This is a genomic window from Dokdonia sp. R78006 (assembly GCF_042466145.1).
Lineage (GTDB): Bacteria > Bacteroidota > Bacteroidia > Flavobacteriales > Flavobacteriaceae > Dokdonia.
In genome coordinates, this window is sequence record NZ_JAXHBU010000001.1 from 3,168,924 (window position 1) to 3,192,528 (window position 23,605).

Annotated in this window: 21 protein-coding genes; 13 read left to right on the forward strand and 8 right to left on the reverse strand. The window is 37.5% G+C overall.

Translation table 11 applies throughout. The annotated features are described in order from the left end of the window. The first annotated feature begins 520 nt into the window (after positions 1-520). Positions 521-2,095 (forward strand): PfaD family polyunsaturated fatty acid/polyketide biosynthesis protein, encoded by a 1,575-nt coding sequence (locus tag SJY37_RS14025; protein WP_379953246.1) that lies wholly within the window; start codon positions 521-523, stop codon positions 2,093-2,095. A 78-nt stretch (positions 2,096-2,173) separates the two neighbouring features. Here SJY37_RS14025 and SJY37_RS14030 read toward each other — a convergent pair whose 3' ends face one another. Next, positions 2,174-2,854 (reverse strand): LytR/AlgR family response regulator transcription factor, encoded by a 681-nt coding sequence (locus SJY37_RS14030; protein ID WP_379953247.1) that lies wholly within the window; start codon positions 2,852-2,854, stop codon positions 2,174-2,176. Continuing rightward, entirely contained in the window at positions 2,851-3,789 is a 939-nt protein-coding gene (locus SJY37_RS14035; RefSeq protein WP_379953248.1) for a sensor histidine kinase, read from the reverse strand. Before SJY37_RS14035 ends, SJY37_RS14030 begins: the two co-directional genes overlap by 4 nt. 305 nt (positions 3,790-4,094) lie before the next feature. On the opposite strand from SJY37_RS14035, the gene SJY37_RS14040 reads away from it, so the two are divergent. The 6 genes from SJY37_RS14040 to SJY37_RS14065 all read left to right on the forward strand — a co-directional run bounded on the left by SJY37_RS14040 (position 4,095) and on the right by SJY37_RS14065 (position 8,503). Next, a complete protein-coding gene (locus SJY37_RS14040) occupies positions 4,095-4,865 on the forward strand; it encodes a YHYH protein (RefSeq protein ID WP_379953249.1) in 771 nt (256 codons plus the stop codon). A 3-nt stretch (positions 4,866-4,868) separates the two neighbouring features. Then, complete coding sequence (locus SJY37_RS14045) at positions 4,869-5,480, forward strand: toxin-antitoxin system YwqK family antitoxin (RefSeq protein ID WP_298327660.1); 612 nt, start codon at positions 4,869-4,871, stop codon at positions 5,478-5,480. Positions 5,481-5,484: 4 nt separating this feature from the next. Continuing rightward, the gene (locus tag SJY37_RS14050) at positions 5,485-6,150 is read left to right on the forward strand and encodes an SCO family protein (RefSeq protein WP_298327657.1); all 666 of its coding nucleotides are present in this window, start codon (positions 5,485-5,487) and stop codon (positions 6,148-6,150) included. A 318-nt stretch (positions 6,151-6,468) separates the two neighbouring features. Then, entirely contained in the window at positions 6,469-6,756 is a 288-nt protein-coding gene (locus SJY37_RS14055; protein WP_298327654.1) for an EF-hand domain-containing protein, read from the forward strand. Positions 6,757-6,879: 123 nt separating this feature from the next. Beyond that, positions 6,880-7,878, forward strand: a complete 999-nt coding sequence (locus tag SJY37_RS14060; protein ID WP_298327651.1) for a YHYH protein — start codon at positions 6,880-6,882, stop codon at positions 7,876-7,878. Next, a complete protein-coding gene (locus SJY37_RS14065; protein WP_013751883.1) occupies positions 7,868-8,503 on the forward strand; it encodes a hypothetical protein in 636 nt (211 codons plus the stop codon). Before SJY37_RS14060 ends, SJY37_RS14065 begins: the two co-directional genes overlap by 11 nt. 335 nt (positions 8,504-8,838) lie before the next feature. Here SJY37_RS14065 and SJY37_RS14070 read toward each other — a convergent pair whose 3' ends face one another. Both SJY37_RS14070 and SJY37_RS14075 read right to left on the reverse strand, forming a co-directional pair. Further along, positions 8,839-9,807: a type I phosphomannose isomerase catalytic subunit gene (locus tag SJY37_RS14070; RefSeq protein ID WP_298327646.1), complete on the reverse strand. Its 969-nt coding sequence runs from the start codon at positions 9,805-9,807 to the stop codon at positions 8,839-8,841. 57 nt (positions 9,808-9,864) lie between these two features. Then, a complete protein-coding gene (locus SJY37_RS14075) occupies positions 9,865-10,674 on the reverse strand; it encodes a dolichyl-phosphate beta-glucosyltransferase (protein WP_298327643.1) in 810 nt (269 codons plus the stop codon). A 190-nt stretch (positions 10,675-10,864) separates the two neighbouring features. Here SJY37_RS14075 and SJY37_RS14080 point away from each other — a divergent pair, with 190 nt between their 5' ends. Genes SJY37_RS14080 through SJY37_RS14090 form a run of 3 tightly spaced genes read left to right on the forward strand, consistent with a single transcriptional unit; the run spans position 10,865 to position 16,691 of the window. Continuing rightward, positions 10,865-13,951 carry a hypothetical protein gene (locus SJY37_RS14080; RefSeq protein ID WP_298327640.1) on the forward strand — a complete coding sequence of 1,029 codons (3,087 nt, stop codon included), beginning with the start codon at positions 10,865-10,867 and terminating at the stop codon, positions 13,949-13,951. Then, a complete protein-coding gene (locus SJY37_RS14085; RefSeq protein WP_379953250.1) occupies positions 13,948-15,183 on the forward strand; it encodes a hypothetical protein in 1,236 nt (411 codons plus the stop codon). The genes SJY37_RS14080 and SJY37_RS14085 overlap by 4 nt, the downstream gene beginning before the upstream one ends. After that, positions 15,180-16,691 carry a glycoside hydrolase family 2 TIM barrel-domain containing protein gene (locus tag SJY37_RS14090; RefSeq protein ID WP_379953251.1) on the forward strand — a complete coding sequence of 504 codons (1,512 nt, stop codon included), beginning with the start codon at positions 15,180-15,182 and terminating at the stop codon, positions 16,689-16,691. The genes SJY37_RS14085 and SJY37_RS14090 overlap by 4 nt, the downstream gene beginning before the upstream one ends. Here the strand turns inward: SJY37_RS14090 and SJY37_RS14095 are convergent, their stop codons facing one another. The 4 genes from SJY37_RS14095 to SJY37_RS14110 form a co-directional block, all read right to left on the reverse strand. Beyond that, positions 16,692-17,894, reverse strand: coding sequence for a glycosyltransferase (locus tag SJY37_RS14095; protein ID WP_298327631.1), 1,203 nt, complete (start codon positions 17,892-17,894; stop codon positions 16,692-16,694). 40 nt (positions 17,895-17,934) lie between these two features. Next, positions 17,935-18,234 (reverse strand): hypothetical protein, encoded by a 300-nt coding sequence (locus SJY37_RS14100; protein WP_298327629.1) that lies wholly within the window; start codon positions 18,232-18,234, stop codon positions 17,935-17,937. A gap of 344 nt (positions 18,235-18,578) precedes the next feature. After that, on the reverse strand, positions 18,579-19,817 hold the full coding sequence (locus SJY37_RS14105; protein WP_298327626.1) for an oligosaccharide flippase family protein: 1,239 nt from the start codon (positions 19,815-19,817) through the stop codon (positions 18,579-18,581). A gap of 9 nt (positions 19,818-19,826) precedes the next feature. Continuing rightward, on the reverse strand, positions 19,827-19,961 hold the full coding sequence (locus SJY37_RS14110; protein WP_262497446.1) for a hypothetical protein: 135 nt from the start codon (positions 19,959-19,961) through the stop codon (positions 19,827-19,829). Between the two features lie 531 nt (positions 19,962-20,492). Here SJY37_RS14110 and SJY37_RS14115 point away from each other — a divergent pair. The 3 genes from SJY37_RS14115 to SJY37_RS14125 all read left to right on the forward strand — a co-directional run bounded on the left by SJY37_RS14115 (position 20,493) and on the right by SJY37_RS14125 (position 23,547). Further along, on the forward strand, positions 20,493-20,852 hold the full coding sequence (locus tag SJY37_RS14115; RefSeq protein ID WP_298327614.1) for an endonuclease domain-containing protein: 360 nt from the start codon (positions 20,493-20,495) through the stop codon (positions 20,850-20,852). 94 nt (positions 20,853-20,946) lie between these two features. Then, positions 20,947-21,201, forward strand: coding sequence for a hypothetical protein (locus SJY37_RS14120; protein WP_379953252.1), 255 nt, complete (start codon positions 20,947-20,949; stop codon positions 21,199-21,201). 324 nt (positions 21,202-21,525) lie between these two features. Next, a complete protein-coding gene (locus SJY37_RS14125) occupies positions 21,526-23,547 on the forward strand; it encodes a tetratricopeptide repeat protein (RefSeq protein WP_379953253.1) in 2,022 nt (673 codons plus the stop codon). Positions 23,548-23,605 lie beyond the last annotated feature (58 nt).

The following is a 23,605-nucleotide window of genomic DNA, read 5'->3' on the forward strand; positions in this document are numbered from 1 at the left end:
AAAAACGTGGAATCGATTTTTGTTTCCCCGGCCCTAAAGGGAGCAAAATAAAAGATGAAAAATAAGTTACCCTTTAGGGCTGGGGAAAGCTTATTGAGTGAATTTTTGTTTCCCGCCCTGAAGGGAGCAAAAATCAAAGATGAAGAATAAGACACCCTTTAGGGTTGGGGAAAGCTTATTCACTGATTTTTTGTTTCCCCGCCCTAAAGGGAGCAAAAATCAAAGATGAAGAGTAAGTCACCCTTTTGGGTTGAGGAAAGCTAATTCGATGAATTTTTGTTTCACCTTCCCTAAAGGGAGCAAAAATCAAAGATGATGAATAAGTCACCCTTTAGGGTTGGGGAAAGCTTATTGGGTGAATTTTTGTTTCCCCGCCCTGAAAGGAGCAAAAATCAACGAAAATGAATAAGCCACCCCTTAGGATTGGGGAAAGCTTATTCAATGATTAATTTTTAAAACAACACACAGCGCGTCAAAAAACATAAGATTTTCACATAAGTGCTGAAATAAAAAATAAGAAATGATTGACTTAAAATGGATAGGATCTCCGAGAGAGATTTCATTTGACATCCAAGGAATGTCTGAAAAATTAAAAAATACTGCTACTCCTTGTTATATTGTTGAGGATTTATCAGGTCGCACTGGCGTTACAAATACTGGTACTATCCTCTCTGAAGGAAAGGGGTTGTTTTTAAAAGCCATCGTACCCGCATTTACTGCTGCCGATTTTGGGGACACTTCGTTTAAAGAAGATTACCAGTTAAAATATGCTTACAAAGGAGGCGCTATGGCAAATGGAATTGCCTCTACAGATATGGTAATCGCTTTAGGAAAGAACGAGATGATAGGTTCTTTTGGAGCTGCTGGGATGATTCCTGCTCGTGTTAAAGAAGCAATTGCGACCATTCAGACAGCCTTACCTACGCAAGCTTATGCGTGTAATCTTATCCACAGTCCTATAGAGAAAGCGCTAGAAGAAGGCGCTGTAAACTTGTATATAGAGCACGGTGTAAAAGTGGTAGAAGCTTCGGCTTATATGAATTTATCTGAGCAAATTGTAAAGTATAGAGCTGTAGGTTTGAGTCTTGACGCTCAAGGCGAAATTGTGATAGGCAATAAAGTAATAGGTAAGGTTTCTAGAAAGGAAGTCGCACAACGTTTTATGTCCCCTGCTCCGCTTCAGTTTTTAGACAAATTATTGGCTGCCGGCAGCATCACACAAGAACAATATGAGCTTGCTCAAAAAGTACCCATGGCAGATGATATTACTGTGGAAGCAGATTCTGGTGGGCATACAGATAATCGTCCTCTTGTGGTGTTGTTTCCTATCATTTTACAACTGAGAGATGAAATACAGGCAACATATAACTACAAAAAACAAATTAGAGTGGGCGCCGCAGGAGGAATAGGAACTCCAGCTTCTGCCCTAGCCGCTTTTTCTATGGGAGCTGCTTATGTAGTAACTGGATCGATTAATCAGGCCTGTGTAGAGTCTGGAACTTCTGATGTAGTGAAGGAATTACTGTCTAAAGTAGCCTCTACAGATGTGACGATGGCTCCAGCGTCAGATATGTTTGAACTAGGTGTAGAATTGCAAGTATTGAAACGTGGAACCTTGTTTGGTGCGAGAGCAAAGAAACTTTATGAGGTCTACACGCGCTATGACGGGATTGATGATATCCCAGCAGAAGAACGACTTAAACTGGAGACTAAAACTTTTAAAATGTCACTAGAACAAGTTTGGGATGGTTGTGTGAGTTTCTTTGAAGAAAGAGATCCTGAGCAAATAGAAAAAGCGCAAGGAAATCCAAAGCGCAAAATGGCCTTAATTTTTAGATGGTATTTAGGACTCTCTTCCAACTGGGCAAATGCAGGTACTCCAGATAGAGTGATGGATTATCAAATCTGGTGTGGCCCAGCAATGGGCGCTTTTAATGAGTGGACAAAAAATTCTTATTTAAGCGAAGCTAAAAACAGAAAAGTTGCAGATGTTGCTACTCATTTATTAGAAGGTGCAGCTTATCTACATAGAATCAACACCATTAAAGATCAAGGGGTAGATTTACCATTTGAGTTATTGCAGTTAGCTATTTAAGAAGCCAACGTAACTACAACAAAAAAGGTCAACTTAACAGCTGTTATGTTGACCCTTTTTGTTTTATAGCCCTTGATATTACTTATTAAAAACAGTGTTTTTGACGGTTTCAAAATAACTATCACTTACAGGTATCTCTGTATGAGAAAGCATTAAAGACCTACCTTTAAGACTAGTGATTTTGTTCTTATTTACAATATAAGATCTGTGAACTCTTATAAATTGAGAAGGCAATTCATTTAATAATTTACTCAATGATTGGTTTGCCATAATCTTCTTACCATCTTCAAGGTGATAATTTACATACTCACTATCGCTTTCTATGTATAGAATATCTTGAAAAAGCACTCTATGCAAGTCATAACCAGATTTTATTACTAGCGAAGTCTTTGCTTCCTTGCTTACCACAGGAAACTTATTGATTGCTACTAGAAAACGTTTAAAAGTGATAGGTTTAGCTAAATAATCTAGGGCATTAAGCTCAAATCCTTTGAGAGCATATTCTGAGTATGCAGTAGTAAATATTACTTTTATATTGTCGTTTATGATAAGTTCGGCAAAATCGGTTCCTTTAAGTTCTGGCATCTGTATATCCATAAAGACAAGGTCTACCTCGTTTTCCTTGATATATGATAATGCATGTAATGGATTTTCAAATGAAGCCAGTAGTTCCATATGGGCAACCTTAGCCACGTATGTCGTAAGTAGTGTTCTTGCTAGTTCCTCATCGTCTACGATGATACATCTTAACTTTTTCATTGCACGGTTACTTTAAGGTGTACACTATAATTAGGAGTTGTCCGGATATGTAAGGTATGTTTCCCTGGGTAATAGATGTTTAATCTTTTTTCTACATTTTGTAATCCTATTCCCCCTACTCCATCGATATGCTGTGGTGTTTCAGGAATACTATTTTCTACTATGAATTCAATCTGGTTATCACTTGCACTAAGAACAATTTTAATAAATCGCTCCTCTCCTTTTTCTATACCACTGTGTTTAAAAGCATTCTCGATGTAAGGTATAAATAACATAGGAGCTACAAACATTCCCGCATTAGTCACATTATTTTCAAACGAAATATTAAAAGGTTTGCTGCTTTTCAACTTAAAAAGAGCAATGTAATTTTCAATATATTCGACCTCTTTCTGTAAAGTAACCTTCGGTCGCTCACAATCGTAGATGACATATCGCAACATTTCAGAAAGCGTACTTATACTTTCTTGGGTTTTATCTGAGTTTGTTACAGAAAGTGCATAAATATTATTAAGCGCATTAAATAGAAAATGTGGATTGATCTGCATCTTAAGCATTTTAAGCTCATTTTCTAATAATTCCGCTTTCGCGAAAGCGATCATCTTTTCCTTTTCTTGTACGTAAATAAAAGTCTCAATAAGAATATTAAATATAAATGCCAGGGCGATTGCTAGAAAATGTAACAGTACTGGCGAAGGCCTTCTTGGACCCATAGGCCTTATATCTTCAGGGTTTATAGGATTAATAAAAAGAGAAGATAAGTAGGCAAAAATTAATAATAAAGGAATGGAGATTGCCAAAAAATAGAGGTATTTCTTAGTAAAAAGAAAACGTGGTATTAGATAATAAGTAGCAAAGATTATCGCACCTATTTGAAATAGAAATGTAGGTATTGTATCAAGAATAAACTGACTAGTATTTCTTTGATTAAGACTCATAAGGTACCAAACGACGGCCCAAAATATAATCTGTATTAGAATGTAAGACGCTCTTTTCATACCGCAAATTAAAGCTATTCTTAAGTAACAGTTCTCAATATGAGCCATTTTTGAGTGCTTAGAATCGGCACTCAACTATCAATTACGGTCATTCACTTAAAACTTACGGTGGTTCGCTGAATGATAGCAAATCAAAATCACTTTAAGACGTACATTTAACTCAACAAAAGACTGAATTTAAGAATTTTACGTAATGATTTTTCTAAGATTCAGATTTAATGATAACAGCTAAAACTCCATTTGTGATGACAAAGAATCTAATGAACAAAATCGTCCCGCTATCCGTAATTGTAGCAACTACTGCAATTACTATTCTCGCATGTAGTAGTGATGAGGGAGATGTGACAACAGCATCAAATAATGATGATGAAGTTGCACTTACAGAGCTTCACCAGGCATACACTGCATTTGACACAGAAGCAACTACCATTTATATTGATGGATCTAACGTAGTGATTGAGACTACTGGTTTACCTAACCACGAGACCGTATACTGGGGAGAAGGCAATTCCTTGTATAGAGAAGAGCCAGACGTTGCCGTGACGCCTTCTATTATGACTAGTAATAATAATGCAACAACTATTACTGTAGATGGTACGCCTAACCTAACTGGTAGCACTGTTATGACGCAATTAAATACTATTGGTATTGCAGTGAGTGGTGCATCAATATTTAATGATCAAGAAGGAAACGGTGCGCTAGATCAAGCTGCAGCAAGTTTAGACTGGACAGGAGCTCACATAGGGCCTGGTGTATATCACTATCACCTAGAACCAAAAGCATTTACAAATGATGATGATAACCTTGTAGGTGTATTGCTAGACGGTGTTTTCCTTTATGGTAGAAAATGTGATGCTACAGGAACGTATCCTATAGATCTAGATGCATCTGGAGGACACACGACTACCACACAATTTACACAAGGAGATGAGGAATATCACTACCACATTATTAACGAATTATATTCTAACACTGGCTCATATATCGCTTTTGCTGGACCTTACCAAGGATACTAAATCATGTTTATTAGATCATTTATTATCATACTAAGCATCCTATTAATTTCTTGTAATGACAATTCGTTACAGGAAATGGATATTGCTATACATTCTGTTAAACCTAAAACTATCAGCGACATAGAGGTATTAAAAAAAGAGCTGGTTTTGAATCCGCTAGAAGGTGCTTGGTATTATAATAACGAATTATTTTCTGGATACTCACTAAGGTTTTATCCTAACGATACACTTGCCGAGAAAATAGGATATATCCAAGGTAAACGAGAAGGAATAGCTCAAAAATGGTCTGAAAATGGTACACTACGTATTGAATCTTACTATAAAAACAATCGGCTAGATAGTATTTATAAAAGCTGGTGGGAAAATGGAGTTCTGGCTTCACAATCCAATTACACTAAAGGAGTGAAGCAAGGTGTAGAAAGAGAATGGTATGCTACTGGCGTGCTTGCGAAGCAAAGGAAATTAGTCAATGGACAAGAAAGCGGATTACAAAAAGCTTGGCTTGAGAACGGAACATTATACGTGAATTATGAAGCTCGTAATGGGCGAATTTTTGGAATGAGAAAAGCTAACTCCTGTTATAAATTAGAAGATGAAGTTATTATCACAAAATAAACTAATGAGCCTCTTGGTACTTCTAGCAATTACCTCTTTCACTAGTTGTAATCAAGAAGTGAAGAAGGAAAACGTCAAAGTAGTAGAAACTAGTAGAACAGAATACCTACCCTATTATAATGAGAAGTCATTTACACCTAACTGGATTGTACCAAGATCAGAAGAAGAAAAAGACTTTCATAAAATTCCTGATTTTACGCTTACTAATCAGCTAGGGGAAACTATTACTCAAAAAACATTTGATAATAAGATTTATGTAACAGACTTCTTTTTTACTGTGTGTCCAGGTATTTGCCCGCAAATGGCAGATAATATGTTCAAGGTGCAAGAAGCATTTAAAGACGACCCAAACGTAGTATTGCTATCTCACTCCGTGATGCCTACCTCAGACACAGTTGAAGTCTTAAAAAAGTATGCCGAAAACAATGGTGTTATAGATAATAAATGGCATCTCGTTACTGGAGATAAGAAAGATATATACTCACTAGGAAGAGACTTCTATTTTGTAGAAAATGACTTAGGAGAAGAAAAAACAATAGACGACTTCCTTCACACAGAAAATTTTCTCCTCATTGATAGTAATAAGCACATAAGAGGGATATATAATGGCTTAAATAGATCATCCATTGCTCAACTCATTACTGATATAAAGGCATTAAAACTCGAGTAACTTACTAAAACATGATCTTTGTAAAGAGCAACAAAACATTTATAGAAAGCTGGGTAATGAGAAATCATTATCCAGCTTTTTTTATGCGCTAATTCAACTTATTTATCTAAGAAAACAACGCATCAAACAAATCAAAGAAACCTTTATGAATAGCTATTATAGGCTAGAATAAGGGCATTTACACAGTATCAAATTATAAAAAAAAGGCTAGATAATGCCATTCACAGAAAACTAGCGCTCATTCACTTAAAGTGACTCATAACCATTAAACAACCTAGTACATTTGATGTCAAATAAGTGTAACATAAAACTAGAAATATGAAAACTATGAAATTTAAAACGGCGGTAATAACGGCTATATTTTGTGTAGCATTTGCAAGTGTTTCAATGGCACAGGCACAACGAGGAAACGATAGAAAAAAACCACCTACGTATGCTGAACTATTGGAGCAAATGGATAAGAATGAAGATGGCAAACTTGCAAAATCTGAAATAAAAGGTCCATTAAAAAATGACTTTGATAAAGTAGATACAAACGAAGATGGTTTCATCTCTGAAAAAGAATTTAAAAAAGCACCAAAACCACAACGCAGAGAAAAAAAGTAATATGTAAAAAGTGAATTGTTTTTAATTAGCCAAAAGCTCTGTGAGTAATTACAGAGCTTTTAAAAAACAAACATCACTCCCATCTAACTTCAAGAAAACCTCAACCAATAAAATCAAAAAAATATGTCATACTTCTCAAAATTACCACTCATAGGATTATTTATATCCTCAATGATATTAATAGGATGCAACTCTTGCTCAAGCGACGATAATGCAACTCAAACAGGAGAAACTACAGATACAGATGGTGTCGTAATAGATGTAGATGCATCACTATTTTATACTAGTGACAATTCTGTTACTATTACCACCGTACCGTGTACTTTATCTAACGGAGTAACTACAGATTGCTACGAACTTGTTGTTACAAGTACACCAGCAGATCACAATATGGGCCCATGGTGTCCAGATAATATTGCAGATGATGCTGAGGCAGGAGGAATCTGGCTAGAAAACGGTCAAGTATATGATGTAGATGGAGCATTTATTGAGAATATGGCTTCCTTTTACAATGACACTACATGGCTTATGTATGACGACAACGGTGATATTTATACCACAGACTCACTAGAAGACTGTGCAAATGCCGCAAACCCTAATGTGGGAGAAGAGTATGAGAATTTTTGTGTAGAATGTTTACCCTCTTATGTGGCAGACCTCACAAGAACGTACCTCATCCCTGTAACACCTCAACGAGTTGCTAGCTCTATTAATTTTGGTGGCGGAGGTCCTATGGGAGGCAATGGACCATCGCAGAGAGGTGTAGCTTTTAACGGAGTAGTTTTTGACGCACCAGCACCTACAGATGCAATACTAGGAGCATATACACTAGCACCATTTGATGATGCTGGAGGTCACATTAATCTCAACGCAGGTTATCACTATCATGCAGCGACAGGAGTTACGACCCAGCTAGTACAAGATGATGGACATGCTGCAATGATAGGCTATGCACTTGATGGACATGGACTATATGCACAACTTAATAGTGATGGTAACGAGCCTAGCGACCTAGATGCTTGTAGAGGTCATGAGGATGATGTGAGAGGATATCATTACCATGTAGATGCAGCTGGAGCAAATAACTTTATTAACTGTTTAAACGGTGCTTATGCAAACTAGAAAAAAACTAAAATCGTTATTGATTGTTCTATGCGTATTGTGTTTTTCTTTTAAAGCACTTGCACATCAATCAGACGCTTCCACTACAATGTTAGTGCAGCAAGAAGATCAAACATGGGTGCTACAAGTGAGTGCATCTCTCACTGCTTTTCAGCAAGAAATAAACACGCATTTTTCAGACACGCCTTATACCACTCCAGAGGAGTTTAAAGAAATGGTTCTTACTCATATTAAGAACAACCTGCACATACGTTTTGACGAGAATAAAGAAGTATTGTTATTAAACGGCATTGTACAATTAGGGCATGAAACTAAGGTAGTTTTTAAAGTGATTGGAGTGCCTACCACTATACAAAGTGCAGTTATAGAAAACACAGCGTTTGTAGATATTCACAAAAGCCAGAGTGCATTAATCCTACTTAAAGATGGGTTTAATAAGAAACACTTTGTACTTAATGATGATAATAATCACACCTTATCACTGCGAGTAGATGGTAAAAATTTCACTGAAGTAACAGCACATCGCGCTAGCTTATTTCCGCCTATTATGGCGTTTGTTTTCATACTCATTGCTGGACTAGTGTTTATTGCATTAGTGCGCAGAAAGAATACTATTAACCCTTAAAAAATGATTATGGAATAATTGATTGATTGGTTTGTTTATTTGGTTAAAGCCCTATACGTTGTATGGGGCTTTTGTTTTTCTATACATCAGATTATTTTTTATGTATAGTACGCTTTCGCGAAAGCGTAACTATTACAAGTATTATTAATTCATATAATCACTTAGGACCTTTCTAATAAATTATGATGACGCAAAAAATCCTCACAGTCCGATGACAATGAGGATTTATTATATAATCTCTACGTAACCTTAGTATTGCTTGATCTAATAGAAGTAACAATAACAACAACGTACATCCTAGATTTACTAAGGAATTTGCGTACAGATTTAATTTATTAATCAATATATACTTCTAGAAATTGAGCATCCTTTGCAAAGAAAAAAGCTTCTTTAGAATTTGCTGGAAGTAAGATGGTCTCACCTTTAAATACAATCTCTGTCTTATTATTTACGGTTACTGAGGCACAACCCTCAACACACATAAGGATTACAAAAGAGTCAAGGTTTGCATAAGATTTCTCAAAAGTTTTATTTACTCGTAACACATTTGTAGTAAAGTAATCACAGGCTACCACATTTGATGAAGTATTTCCTTCCGTTTTACACTCTTTCTTACACTCTTCATAAAATTCTCTTGTCGCAGCAACAGACTGGTCAAGGTGTAAATCTCTTTTTTGACCTTCTTTATCTGTGCGATCCCAGTCATAAACTCTATAGGTGATATCTGAGGTTTGCTGTATCTCTGCTGCCAGTACACCTGCTCCTATGGCGTGTATCTTTCCTGCAGGAATAAAATATGCATCACCTCTTGTTACTTTTTCTTTATTAAATACGTCATATACATTATCTCCTGTCACATCACGTAAGATTTCTGTATTTGCGTTTTTATCTTTAAGACCTAATATGATCTCTGCTTCTTCTTCATGGTCCATGATATACCACATTTCGGTTTTACCGTATGAGTTATGATCTCTTTGTGCCATCTCATCATCTGGGTGTACTTGTACAGAAAGATTTGTCTTTGCATCTAAAAACTTTATAAGCAACGGAAACTCATTTCCAAAACGCTCATAATTTGCAGCTCCTACAAATTCACTTGTGTGGTTTTCTAAAAGAGAAACCAGTGATTCTCCCTCGTATAATCCGTTTGCTACCTGCGATATATTTCCTTCTACTCCAGATATTTCCCAACTCTCACCAGTCGTATCGCTAGTACATTTCTTGTTAAGTACCGATTGTAGTTTAGATCCTCCCCAGATTTTTTCTTGAAGGATAGGCTCAAATTTTATTGGATAGATGTTCATAATAGTAGGTTTGATGTGGATAAATGATGTTTTATGGGGACTAGGAAACAGTAATTATTATGCTGCTATAGAAAATTCTTGAGACATAGTGTCTAATGCAAATTCTGTAGGGATTGCGCTGGCTGCTGTATTGCTTTGAAAAGCATAGTTCATCCAGATTTGTGTAAGATTCATTGGGATTTGTAAAGCGTCTTTCATTCCTAACTTAGAATCATCTACGTGTACCCATCTCATAAGTGGCTGCTCAAAGATGTTCTTCATTGTGTTTTCTTTTCCTAGGTAGCTCTTAAGACGTAAGAAGATCTCAACATCAAATAACCATCTGCTAGTAAAAGCATTGTCATATACTACAGGCACGATGCTTCTTGTAAATACTTTTGCTCCACACTGCGTGTCTCTTATAGGTAATCCTAAGATTAGTAAGATAAACTGCTTCACAAATTTTGAAAACATGTTTCTCATAAAGTTGCGTTCTATCGTACCGCTTCCTAAAGCGTTTCTAGAACCGAATACTACGAGCTTTCCCTCAGTCTTCAGAGTTTTAACGAGGTCCTTAAAATCTCTGAAGTCTGTTGAGAGGTCTGCATCCATAAATCCTATCGTAGAGATAGTAGACTTGCTATATAAGAATCTAGCTCCTGCTCTTACAGCTGTTGCTTTACCAGAGTTCTTTTTTACATCTACAATGCTTATTGCATTAGGCGCTTGTTCTTTCATACTATAAAGAACCTCTAGCGTTTTATCTTTACTTCCGTCATTTACAAAACATAAATGATAATCGCTGTTTTCTTTAATGAATGACACAAATGCGTTTGTGTTAAGTCTCTTTTCTTCGTTGTAGCAAGGGATGATTATTCCAGTTTTCATAATGTGTGTTTTTGTGTGTTGTTATTGTTTTACAGTACAAACATACCTCGCTTTTCTCGTTGACAGCCAGTGTTTTCGATGGCTGGCGGCTTACTATAGACGGTTACCACTCGTCGAAGGATGAACCATTTATCGAAAGAACTATCTTTGATTCAGAATATTAAAAAGGGTATCTTTTCACTCCCAAACAATGCAGTCAAAAACAAACAAATACTTAGTAAGCGCGGTTCTCCTTGGAATGATTTTCCACGGGACGGCTATGTTCTTTACTGTAGAGCGCACATATGACGCGCTTATACATTTGTTTTTTGCAAATCATTATGCAACGAGCTGGTTTGAGCCGTGGAGTTATAGTTGGTATACCGGCTTTACCGTTATGGGCTATCCGCCACTTGTACATCAAACCATAGGTGCTCTTTCTTATATAGGCGGACTTAAATTTGGGATGTTTACGGTTGCACTTACAGGCGTTGTGCTATTTATTACTGGTGTCTATCGCTTTACCAAAGTCTTAATACCTAATAAGAAGGTTGCAGGATATGCCGCATTGATGGCTGTTTTTAGCTCCTCTTTCGTAGAGACGCTGCACATTTTTGGGCAACTTCCTAGTATTATAGGTATCTCCGTATTAATGCACTGCCTCCCCGAGATCTATCTGTGGGTAAAGACAGCACGCAAGCGACACCTATTTAAAGCCCTTGCATTACTTTCGGTTACTGTTACTTCACATCATGTCACTCCTATATTTGGGATGATCTTTTTTATATTCCCACTGTTAGGTATGGTTGTGATGGATGCTGCGAGAGAAAAGGTGAATAGTACAAAGGAGGTGACTGTTATCGCTTTCGCGAAAGCGGTATGGACCCACTTAAGGCGCATCGTTATATTTGGAGCTTGCTCGCTCGTGCTTATCGTAGGTTGCATTTTTCCATATTGGGTAAACACAAAAAATAATCCCATCACACAGGTACCTATTCCGCATGGATCTAGGGATAATTTTCTTGAAGTGCTCTCCTCTGGTTTAGTATTCTTTGTGATTCCTTGGGGACTTTTAATGTTCTTACTTCCTTACTTTTTCTATAGGTATTACAGTAAGAGACTACTCTTTTTTGGGATATCATTTACCTTGTTATTGATTTTAGGAACCGGCGGAACAACTCCGGTACCTCTAGCAATGCTGGGAGAAAACGCCTTTAATATCTTAACCTTAGATCGTTTTACCTTGTGGGCGTCTATTATGGCGCTGCCCGTTTTTGGAGAGTTCTGTTATCGCTTTGTAGAAGGTGACTATAAAGACTACTTGCAAGAAAAGTGGGGTACGCTTGTACATAGAGCGTCTGGGGCATTCTTATCATTCCTATTCATCTTTATCGCCATATTCACGATAACCTTAGGGAAGTTTAGACCGAGCCAGCCAGATGCTATAAAAATGACGCCTATTGTAAACTTCTTAAATGAAGATGAGCATTACAAATGGAGATACTTACCATTAGGTTTTGGAGACCAGATGGCGTGGCTCTCTGCGCAAACTAAGGCTACTACGGTAGATGGTGATTACCACTCTGCAAGAAGATTACCAGAACTTACTACAAGAGCGGTGGAACGTCTCGAAAATTCAAAATATAGAGGTATAGAAGGTATAGGGTCACTCCAGCAGTTTCTTACGGTACCAGAAAAATACCATTTGAAGTATGTTTTTTCAAACGACAAGTTTTATGATCCTCTACTTTATTTTGCTGGTTGGCACAGATTGAGCTTACTAGAAAATGGTATTATGGTATGGGAAAAAGCAGGCATCGCTCCTTTGCCAAGTGTATTGCCTCGAGAAGATGCTCCACTTGTTTTAAAGCTCATGTGGGGAATTATACCATTTACCACAGTTATCATTGCATTTCTACTTCATTTAGGTTCGCTCTGGACGCGCTCCTTTAAAAGAAAGAAAGAGCTGCCATTATACTTTGCCTTTGCTCCTATCTACAAGCGCGCTCCTTCCCTATTATATCGAACATCTGTGGTGTGGACTATTATCTTACTGATTGTAATTGCCTTTGGCGGATATTTATTTTATGTAGAAAACACCACCCAACTATCGGCTAACAATGTGGTTACTGCTTATTATGATGCGGTAGATTTTAAAGAATTTGAGCGTGCCCATTCTTATCTAGATCCAGATAGTGACAAGAAACTATCTCAATTTATGCTCGAGATTTCTGTCTCAGATGGTTTATTGAGTTCTTATGCGAAGTTGGATAGTCTATACATAGACATTATACCAAAAACAGATACCACTGCTTTAGGAATTGTAGATGCTACCTGGATTACACCACTTAAAGAAATTGAAACTCACGACGAGTTACAATTACTTAAAAAGCGAAGTAAATGGTACATCGTCCCAAAAACTGTAGATCCAGATATACCGCCAGAACAGCTTCTTATACAGAGCGGAACGAGGTATTATAATCACGGAAAACGTGCTGTGACATCTGAGCAAACCTTTCATGAAGATGTACTCAAGCAACCTGTTGTTGAGGTACTCTCTGCAAGACTGGTGCAACTAGATACGACCTATGCTATTGTGGGAGAAATTCAAAATGTTGATAATATCCCTGTAGATATATCTGTAACGGGAGCTATCTATAATGAAGAGAATGAAGAGCTGGCTAGGTTTAATGCTAAGGATGTAGTCAAACATAAATTACTACCTAAAGAGACAACGCTTTACCGCATCAATTTTGAAGGTATTGCATGGGCTTCTGCCACAGAAGAAAAACCAACTACGTACGCTCCAGATACATTTACAGAAATTGATCTTACAGACATCCCTGTAAATTTTGAAGTACAAGTAAGCGCCAATGTTGCTACGACAGATTTATATCAGGCAGTAGATCTCTCTAAGGTGCAGCAAGTAAAGAATACACTTAATGGTTTCCTTTTTAACACAAGTATAGAAGAGGCGACCATACCACAACTACTTATAGGCTACTATAATGAAGAAAAAGAGTTGTTATGGGTAGAAAGCAGGTATATAGATGAGAGTGTGCGCCAGCAACGTAAAAGGCCATTTTCTGAGGTATTATACTCAGATATCTTGCCTATAGAAATAGCCTCTGGATTAAAAACAGCTTCTGTAAACGGACTACCTAATCAGAGTATATCTGATAAAGTAGTACCGCAAAGAAATGCATCTGGAAGTGAACAATCATTTATACCTATCAAAAATATGCCGTATGCATATATTACAATTACCACCAACAATTATGTAGGTAATCCAAAATGATAAAACGTAGCACATACATATCGTCCTTTGCTATCGTTGCACTATCGCTGCTCACACTAATTTGTTCTTGTGCAGATAAAGCTGCAGTAAAAACGATTGAACATAGTGCAATAACATTACAGGATATAGGTGATAAAACAGTTACAGATAAAGGATTATATATACCAATTATAACAGGCAGCGCACTAAGTGAGCAAACAGTCTATCTAATTCTATCAAGTACCTACGCCACCATCGTTGTTGAACCCGAAATACTAGATAATACAGCACAGTTTTACATTCCGCCTAGTTTTACTAAACGAAGTGGTGTTGTGAATTATAGCCTTTATAGTAATGAGAACATCTCTCAGGAAGGTGAATTCACCTTATTACCAGACACAAACCATTTAGGCTCCATTGAAACATACCTTGGTCCGCGCAGTATTGTTGCAAATGTGCGTGATTACACAATGCTGGTGAGTATCCCGACAGATACGCTAGATAACACCCTTCCAGACAACACTCAAGTAACACTTAAGTCACAATTTAAGTCGGCTATTAAGACTACTACGCATCCTATAACTTCTGGTTTTGTGTGGAAACGCATTTCTTCTCCGCTACGCACAGGAAGAGTGAGCACCGGGAGTACACTTGAAAATATCTCATCAAAAGAGCTCGTAGCAGATGTGTTTCCAGATGTTGCTCAGGATTTTCGCATAACGGTAATTAGCAATCATAACTATGCAGATGGCAACGAGATCATCAGCTTTCAGAGTACGCAAATACGCGATGAGCATGGTAATGTGATGACAGATGGAACGCTGGTTACCTTCTATATGACAGATGCAACAGGTGCCCATTGGCAGAATAAGGCGAGTACGGTTAATGGGTACGCTTTCGCGAAAGCGTTACACCCACAATCACCTACCACGTGGAATGTAAGAGCAGCCGTGACAGGCATTGCACAAAGCAACACCATAACGCAGCAATTTAAATCCATCATAACCTCCATCCCTACTCCAACGATAACCGAAAGAAACTTGACCATAGGACCGCTTACAAGCTACTTAGGACAATTGGTGCAAAACGGAATTGACGTTTCTGTCACCATAGGTAATGAAACCCGCAACGGACAAACAAAAAATGGTGAGGCTACATTTTATCTAAAAGAAGAAAATTATCCCACTGGAACTTATGACGTCGTAGTACGTTGCTTAGGACTAGAAAGTAACACCCAAATATCAATAGATTGAAAAGTAACAAAACCCTATATCGCATTTTGATTTTGGCTGGATTTATACTCATAAATGCAGGTATACTCTATGGTGTGAGTCAGGTGATTGCTTTTTTAAATACGGGTGCAGATAGGAGTAAAATGCTACATCTAGACGAAACAAAAGACCGTCATTATGTACCAGAAGTTACTTGGCAGTCTATTGAAAACCCCGGAAGGCCTATGGAAGAAGCAAATCTAGCGAGTATAGAAGAAGACTATCTTGATGCTTGGTATGTGAAAAATAGGGCTTTTTACACAGGAGAAGATGCGGGTATTTTTGACCATTATACAGAGCGTGCTCGAGGGAAAGTTCTTGACTTGCTAGCACTTAATAATGAAACAAACACCTATATAGAAAGCACAACGCTTACACATCACCTCTCTGTAGAATTTTATAGTGCAGATGGTACATTAGTAGTGCTCACAGATCGCAATGTAACTGGTGTAGAGCGTGTTTTTAAAAATGAACAATTTCTCGTAGAACGAGCTTTTAATAATGACTATAAAATTATACTACTGCTAGAAGATGGATTTTGGAGAGTGCGTCATTTTGAAAAAGTAGCCTCACATCCTGCCGAAATTAAAAATGAAACTGTACCGCTAGATCTGGCAATGCTAGAAGGCATGAATTATTACCCACAAGAAAGTCCTTGGGATACCTTTGGCCCTACATTTAGTAAAGACACACTTGCTACAGATTTCAAAATTATTAATGATCTTAAACTTAATTCCATAAGAGTTTTTATCGGTTTTGAAGATTTTGGAAAAGCACGTGTTCCTAAAGAAAAGCTTGAGAAACTCACTTCACTTCTAGACGAAGCAGAAAAAGCAAAACTTAAGGTTGTAGTCACACTTTTTGACTTTTATGGAGATTATCGCATACAAGACTGGACGATAACAAATGCACATCTTCATAGTATTGTAACTCATGTAAAGGATCATCCTGCATTATTAGGTTGGGATATTAAAAATGAACCTAACCTCGATTTTGAAAGTCGTGGGGAACGCGAAGTATTATCGTGGCTGAGTCAAACGATAGATTATCTCAAGACTATAGATAATACGCATCCAGTAACTATAGGCTGGTCTTCTCCAGAGGCTGCACTAAATCTTAAAGAGCATGTAGATATTGTCTCGTATCATTATTACAAAGATCTTGAGGATCTTTCAGCGGCTCACAAAGTACTCACAGATGCCACTAGCAAGCCTGTGGTTCTGCAAGAATTTGGTCTCGCAGCTTATCACGGATTATGGAATCCTCTAGGACCTGATGAGGACGATCAAGCAGCATATTTTAAGGAGTTTTATGTAACCCAGAAAAGAGATAGCTTACACTATCTCTCTTGGACACTTTACGACTTTAGGGACATACCGACTGAAGTGGCTGGTAGATTACCGTGGCGAAAGAACAAACAGGCTTTTTTTGGAATTGTAAATACACTTGGGGTGAAAGACGATGCCTATTTGATCATTAAGAACCGGTAATTATGCTACCTTTAATATTACTTCGTTATTATTAGTACTTCTTCCTGCAAAAACATCTAGGTACATCTGAGCGATACGGCTCATAGGTAACGCTGTTGCTGCTTTGTAATTAGCTTTTGCAATTTCTGTTCTATATGCTTCATTCATTACTAGGTTTTCTATACCAGATGCAAGACTGTGTATACTTTCTGGATTAAAGAACTCACCTCTATACCCTTCTTCTTTTACTAAGATGCTTAAGTCTCCTAGATCTGGCATTACTACTGCTTTACCATAGCTTCCTGCTTGGTGCAATACTCCAGAACTTCCAGTAGTAGATGTGTATGGAAAAACTACCATCGCACTCTCTGAAAATATCACTGGTACATCTTCTTCTTCTACATAACCTGTGAAAGTGAGATTAGGAACATGCTTATATGCTTCTTGCACTTCGGCTAGGTATCCTGGTGTGTTAGGGCTATCTGTACCCGCAATTACAATCTCAAGATCACGTCCTGTGTTTTCTCTTACCTTTTGTACTGCTTCTATAAGTATTTCTACTTTTTTATAAGTTCCAAATTTTCCGAAAGTCATTATCTTAAGAGGACCAGGAGCAGCTTGGTAAGACGGTTCTAATGGAATTTCAAAAGTACCATGAGGAATCAGTACGCAATTTTTTGCGTTATATTTTTCTTCTAGGATAGTTACATACTTGCTTATGGTAAGTGCTACAGTATCTGCTTTAAGAACTACACGAGTAAGCATCTCTCCAATAAAGTTATAGGCTTTTATTTTAAGTTTGTTAGATGTAAATCCTGCGCTATCAAGATCTACAGTTTCCATAATATTATGAAGTAACACCGTAGTTTTTACTCCCATTAACTTAGAAACCCAAGGAGAAAACAGTCCTAAAGCGGCTGCTACTTTCTTATCTCCAAACTTCATAAACTGTAGGTTATAAAGTACCGCATCTGGCTTTGTAGCTCTTACTGCCTTTGCAATGGATAGTACATTAGATAGGCTATTAAATTTCCAGCACTGCTTTACGGTGATTGCACATCCATCTTCTTCAAAAGTGATATCTGCTTGTTCTGGAGTTACATCTGTAAGAAGTACAAGTTCTGTTACTTCTTGGTTTTGACGAAAGTGCTTAACTAAGTGATATGCATATTCGTTTAAAGTTACTTTGCTCGGTGGATAGGCCGTTACGATTGCTAATTTCATGATATATAGATTTGATGTTGTTGTAGTAGTATTCTTTTTGTTATGCTGCTGCTTGGTAATAGTTGGCTTCACTATTTAGCTGTGCGTATAATTCCTTAACTGCTGGCTCTGGATAGCTAAAAAACTTAAGTGATTTTTCTTCAGAAATTTCAGCTTGCAAGTTTTCTAAAACTCTTACTAACTTCTTAGATCCTTTTTTGATCTCGCATAAGTTAATGATGACATTATCTTGTATCGTAAGTAATGCTTTGAAGTATCCTTTTACTTCTTGAACGTGTGTGCTAGATACTTTCCCTTTGATACAAGTTACTCCGTAAATGTTGTTGATTTCTAAAGCCATGATATTTATTTTTAAGTAGTTATGTTTTTTTGATAGTACAAATATGCGGCTTTGCTTTCGCGAAATCGGACCAAAAACGTTTACTCGACCATTAGTGTAGACGAATGGTATTTGACCTTCGATAAACGATTTTTGAAAATAGGCGGTTTATCATGTATATAGCTCAACAGACTATATTACAGCACTTAAGAATGCTATCAAAACTATTCTCTATCAATGTAGAACATATTAAAAGGACGACGCTTGGATGGCAATAACAGTTTTATAAAGTATTGCTAAAACAAAACCCTCTTATCAAAGCAACAGCTTCTATAAGAGGGCAAACTACAATCTGGGGGTATATTTTACTTTACTTGCATTTTCCAGAAGTAAAGCAGTTGCGCGATAAGTAAACCACCCATCGCTGCAACTTGGGCTAACACAACATCAAACAATGAATCGTGGAATAATATGATTAACACTATCTGTAACACTCCAAAAATGGCAGCAATTACAATAGGCTTATAATGATCTAGGGATAAATAGTAGTAGGCAAAAATATTAGATAGGGCAAAAAAAGATGTGGCAAGGGCATACCAACCAAGTAAGGGAGCAATTGCCATATATTGATCTCCAAAGAGAACCTGAACGGCAAATGATGGGAATAAAAACGTGAATAACACAATAGCGCTTGCAAGGACTGTGATGTAACCTACATACTTCATAAGTACTGGAACAGAGTTTTTACCCTCTTTACGCATGGTTACAACGGTAGGAAGTAATAACATTACAAACATCCAAGTTACAAAATATACAACACGGCCTATAAGTGCTAGTGAAGCATATAATCCTGCATCATACGATGGGAAAAAGTGCTTTACTAGTAAAATGTCACTGTTATTACAAATGATCTGGGTAAGCTCATAACATGCGGTAAGTACAAAAAACTGAGTTACGGCCTTACTCTCTTTTGAGGTAAGTGCTGTCTCTATCGCTTTTTTTGAAGTGAGTTTCTCAAAAGGAAACACACCAGCGATAAAAGAAACTGCTATTGCTGTAGATACTGCTACAGAGGATTCTATATTGAAAAACAGTAAGAATGCAAAAGTAAGAGCGAGCCTGCATACCATCTCTAGCTGATATGTAACAGAGAGTTCAATAAATGATTTGCGTCCTTGTAGGTTACCTCGATTTACACTCATCACAAAATAAAGTGGGACTGCTATTCCAAAGATGGTAAACATTATAGGTGATGCCGTTTGAAAAAGCGATTGTAATGATGTCGCAAAAACTACAATCATCGCTCCGAGTATAATCCCAAAAGTCGTTGCCTGCTTGTAAGCTCTTTTTAAAAAGGCTTCTTGCTTTGACGCGTCAAACTCTGTAGTAAACTTTGCAACTGCAAGTTGGAAAGTCATCGCTATAAAAGATAATACTAGAAGTAATGTGATTAATATAGCAGCATCTGCAAAAGCTCCAGGTCCTAAAACTCTACCTAGGCCTAAGTTATAGAGGTAATTTCCTCCATTTACTACAAAGGCACTGAGCATAAATATTTGCTCTGGTGAAAGTGCTTTTTTTATTTTCTGTTGGATTGCGATCATGATTATTGATTAATAAGTCATTAGTTGAATAACTGGCTTATCAACCTTTCTATGCACTACATTTAATGTAGCTCCTGTTGACATCGTTCTTGCGTTGTGCACTATTCTTAATGTGCTCTTGTTGTTTATTACTGTAAGTCCCATAATAGTTTGTTGTTTGATTCTGGTACAAAGATGCAAGCAATTAAGAGGCTTTCGGTTGAAATTTCGATGAGCACATTTTTACTGTAGACGAATGGTAGTATTTCTTCTTTAAAGCATGTTTAGTGGTTGTATCGCTTTCGCGAAAGGTTTACTTGTTACTATATAAGGAGGAAGTTTTTAGATTGTTAGGGTGTAAAATATTTTATTTTCAACTTCTCTGTTTCTTACTCGCACGCAAAAAACATCTCCACCCAGCCTCCTCTTCGAAGAGGAGGGGCAAAAAAATAGAAAGCCCCTCTTGGAAGAGGGGTTTGGGGAGATGTTGGCGGTAAACTTCTTACTCACACGCAAAACATCTCCTCCCAGCCTCCTCTTCGAAGAGGAGGAGTAAATAAATGAAGCCCCTCTTTGAACCTGCCTCCGACGACTGAAGTATGAAGGAGAGGAAGGCACATTTGGGGAGATGTTAGCAGCCTAATATATTTAAAATTATCTATTTTATTGATTTACATATATTTACAACAAAAACTAATGCAAAGATTAATTCCATATCGAAGAGACTTAAAAGAGCGAGCTCAGGAGCTCAGAAAGAATATGACGCTAGCCGAATTAACTCTTTGGGATAAGATCAGAAGAAAGGCAACAGGAGCAGAATTTCATAGACAAGTACCGTTATTAGATTACATCGTCGATTTCTATTGTCATGAAATAGGTCTTGCTATTGAGTTAGATGGAAGCATTCACGAAAACCAAATCATAGAAGACGGACTTCGTCAAGGTCGTCTAGAGGAGAAAGGTGTGCACTTTTTAAGATTTACAAATGACGAAGTGTTTAAAAATATAGATGCCGTTATTATTGCTATAGAAGATAGAATAGAGGAATGTTTGTAATTGACTTAGTTGTTGTTTTTCTCACTCGAACGCAAAACATCTCCACCCAGCCTCCTCTTCGAAGAGGAGGAGCACACAACGATGAAAGCCCCTCTTGGAAGAGGGGTTTGGGGAGATGTTAGCAACAGTTGGAATTTATCAAACCTTAGAAGGAAAGGAAAGCACATTTGGGGAGATGTTCGTAGCGATTTTCTTACTCGAACACAAAAACATCTCCTCCCAGCCTCCTCTTCGAAGAGGAGGAGTAAAAAATATTAAGCTTCTCTTGAAAGATGACCAAATAGTGAAGCCCCTCTTCGAAGAGGGGTTTGGGGAGATGTTCGCAACAGTAAAATTTATCAAACCTTAGAAGGAGAGGAAAGCACATTTGGGGAGATATTAGCAGCAAATACTTCAAGAATGAGAGTAAGCCACATTTGAAAAATGTATACAACTTCTACCTAAAACTCATCTCTAACCTATTTTCACCTATCAATTTACAACGTAACATAAAAGCCTAAAAATTAGATGGTTCTTGACTTAATATTGAATATTTTTATTACCTATAAACTCAAAACTACCCTTTACCAGATCTTAACCTCCACCAGTCGACAATAAGTGTCGATGAGTTGCAATTATCTTCAGATTGAAATCTTGACATATGACCATAACTTGCAACTGTAAAACAAACGTAATGAGAATAGCAACATTAATTATCGTCTTCCTTTTAAGTGCAACAGCATACGCTCAAGATATGTCTGCAGGTTTCACTTTATTAGAAACTGGAAAATATGAGGAGGCAAAAGCTTTTTTTGGGGAAGTACTTGTAGACTACCCAGATAATAAGACAGCAAGACTTTGTTACGGTCGTGCTTTAGGCCTGAGCGGTGATAGCGCAGAAGCTAGATCATTATTTACAACACTAAAGGCAGACTATCCGACGGATTTTGAAGTTGGCTTAAACTATGCCGAGTCTCTTTTATGGGATAGTGATTTTGGCGCTGCAAAGGACTTTTATGAAACCCTTGTTGCCAAAGACAGTACGAGCTTCTCTGCCCTACTCGGTTATGCAAACACGCTTTCTAACCTTAAAGAATACGACGCTGCAATCACTTATGTAAATAAAGCACTTACTGTACAACCTGGCAATGCAAATGCTGCGGTGTCAAAAAAGTTTATGCGTTTGGGTAAAGCAAACCAACTTACGACTGCTTTTCAATATGATGCTGCTATACAATTGCTTAAAAGTGCTCTTGAGGATATGCCTAACGATGAGCAAATCATAAGCGCGCTTGCAAATACGTATATCGCAAAGAAGGATTATGAGAATGCAAACACGATGTACAGCCAACTTTCAGATACCTTAACTTCTCAGGTAGGAAAGTCATTAGTTGCTCACTTGCAGAAAGACGACAAGCTTGCTTTATCACTAGCTCAGGAGAGTATCGCTTTCGCGAAAGCGGACACTACAAAAATCATTACCGCAAACGAGCGCTACATCCAGGCACTTATCTGGAACGGAAAATACGCCACGGCAAGAACTGCCATTGCAGATCTAAAAGTGAAATTCCCTACAAACCAGCGCGTTGCGGCACTCAAAGCTACGCTAGGGATGTACACTGGGACTTTCAAAAAGAGTATCGAGGTATATAACGGTATCCTCGAGAAGGATAGCGCCTCTTTTGATGGAAACCTAGGGATTGCAAATGCATACCGCGCACAGGGGAATCTGGATGAGGCTTACGCTTTCGCGAAAAATACCTTAACCTTCTACCCTAATCAGAAAGATGCTACTGGGTTAATGAAAACAATAGAAAGTAGCCTTGCTCCCGTGATTGAAACACGAGCTGCCTACACTTCTGATAATGGCGATAACCAAGCATACTCTGCTGGAATGACGGCTACCCTACCATTTACAAGCAGGTTTAAAACAGTGTTCTCATATAACTATAGAACTACTGAAAATATGACTACAAATACGATGGCATATAATACAGATGCATCTATAGGTGCTCATTATAGAGTGATTAATAATACATGGTTAGAAGGGACGTTAGGATTTGTAAAAGCAGACGCAAATGCAAATAACTATACAGATGTAAATGGATCTGTTTTTATAAAATCAAGACCATTGCCACTGCAATATTTAGAGATAGGTTACAGCAGAACGCTACAAGATTTTAACGCAGCGCTACTAGACGAAAAGATATTTATGAATAACTATTCCCTGAACTACAATATGGGAACTAATATAAACTTAGGATGGTATTCTGGTCTTATGCACACGCAGCAAACGGATGGTAATTCTCGTAACTTATTATTCACATCCTTGTATTACAACTTTACAAAAAACCCAACGCTTAAAGGTGGTATCAATTACCAGTATGTAGGTTTTAAGGATCAAGTGCCTACGCTATATTTTAGCCCATCAAAATACCAAGCAGTTGAGTTATTTTTAGATCTTACGGGACAAGCAGGAAAGTGGAGCTATGCAGCAAACGCAGCTGGAGGTTTACAAGTAGTAGAAGAAGATGAGGCTACTACCCTATTTCGCTTAGAAGCTAGACTTCAATATGCAATATCTAATCGCTTTCAAGTAGGTGCTTATGGTAAGTACAGTAACATCGCCTCTGCAACCGCAGCAGGATTTGAGTTTATGGAAGTAGGTTTAAAACTGAGATGGCAAGTGCTTAAGGGTGGTGTTGTGAAGATGTAATCTTTAAGACTACCTTACTACTAGTTTAAAGTATTTAGAAACGCCCTTTTGGGCGTTT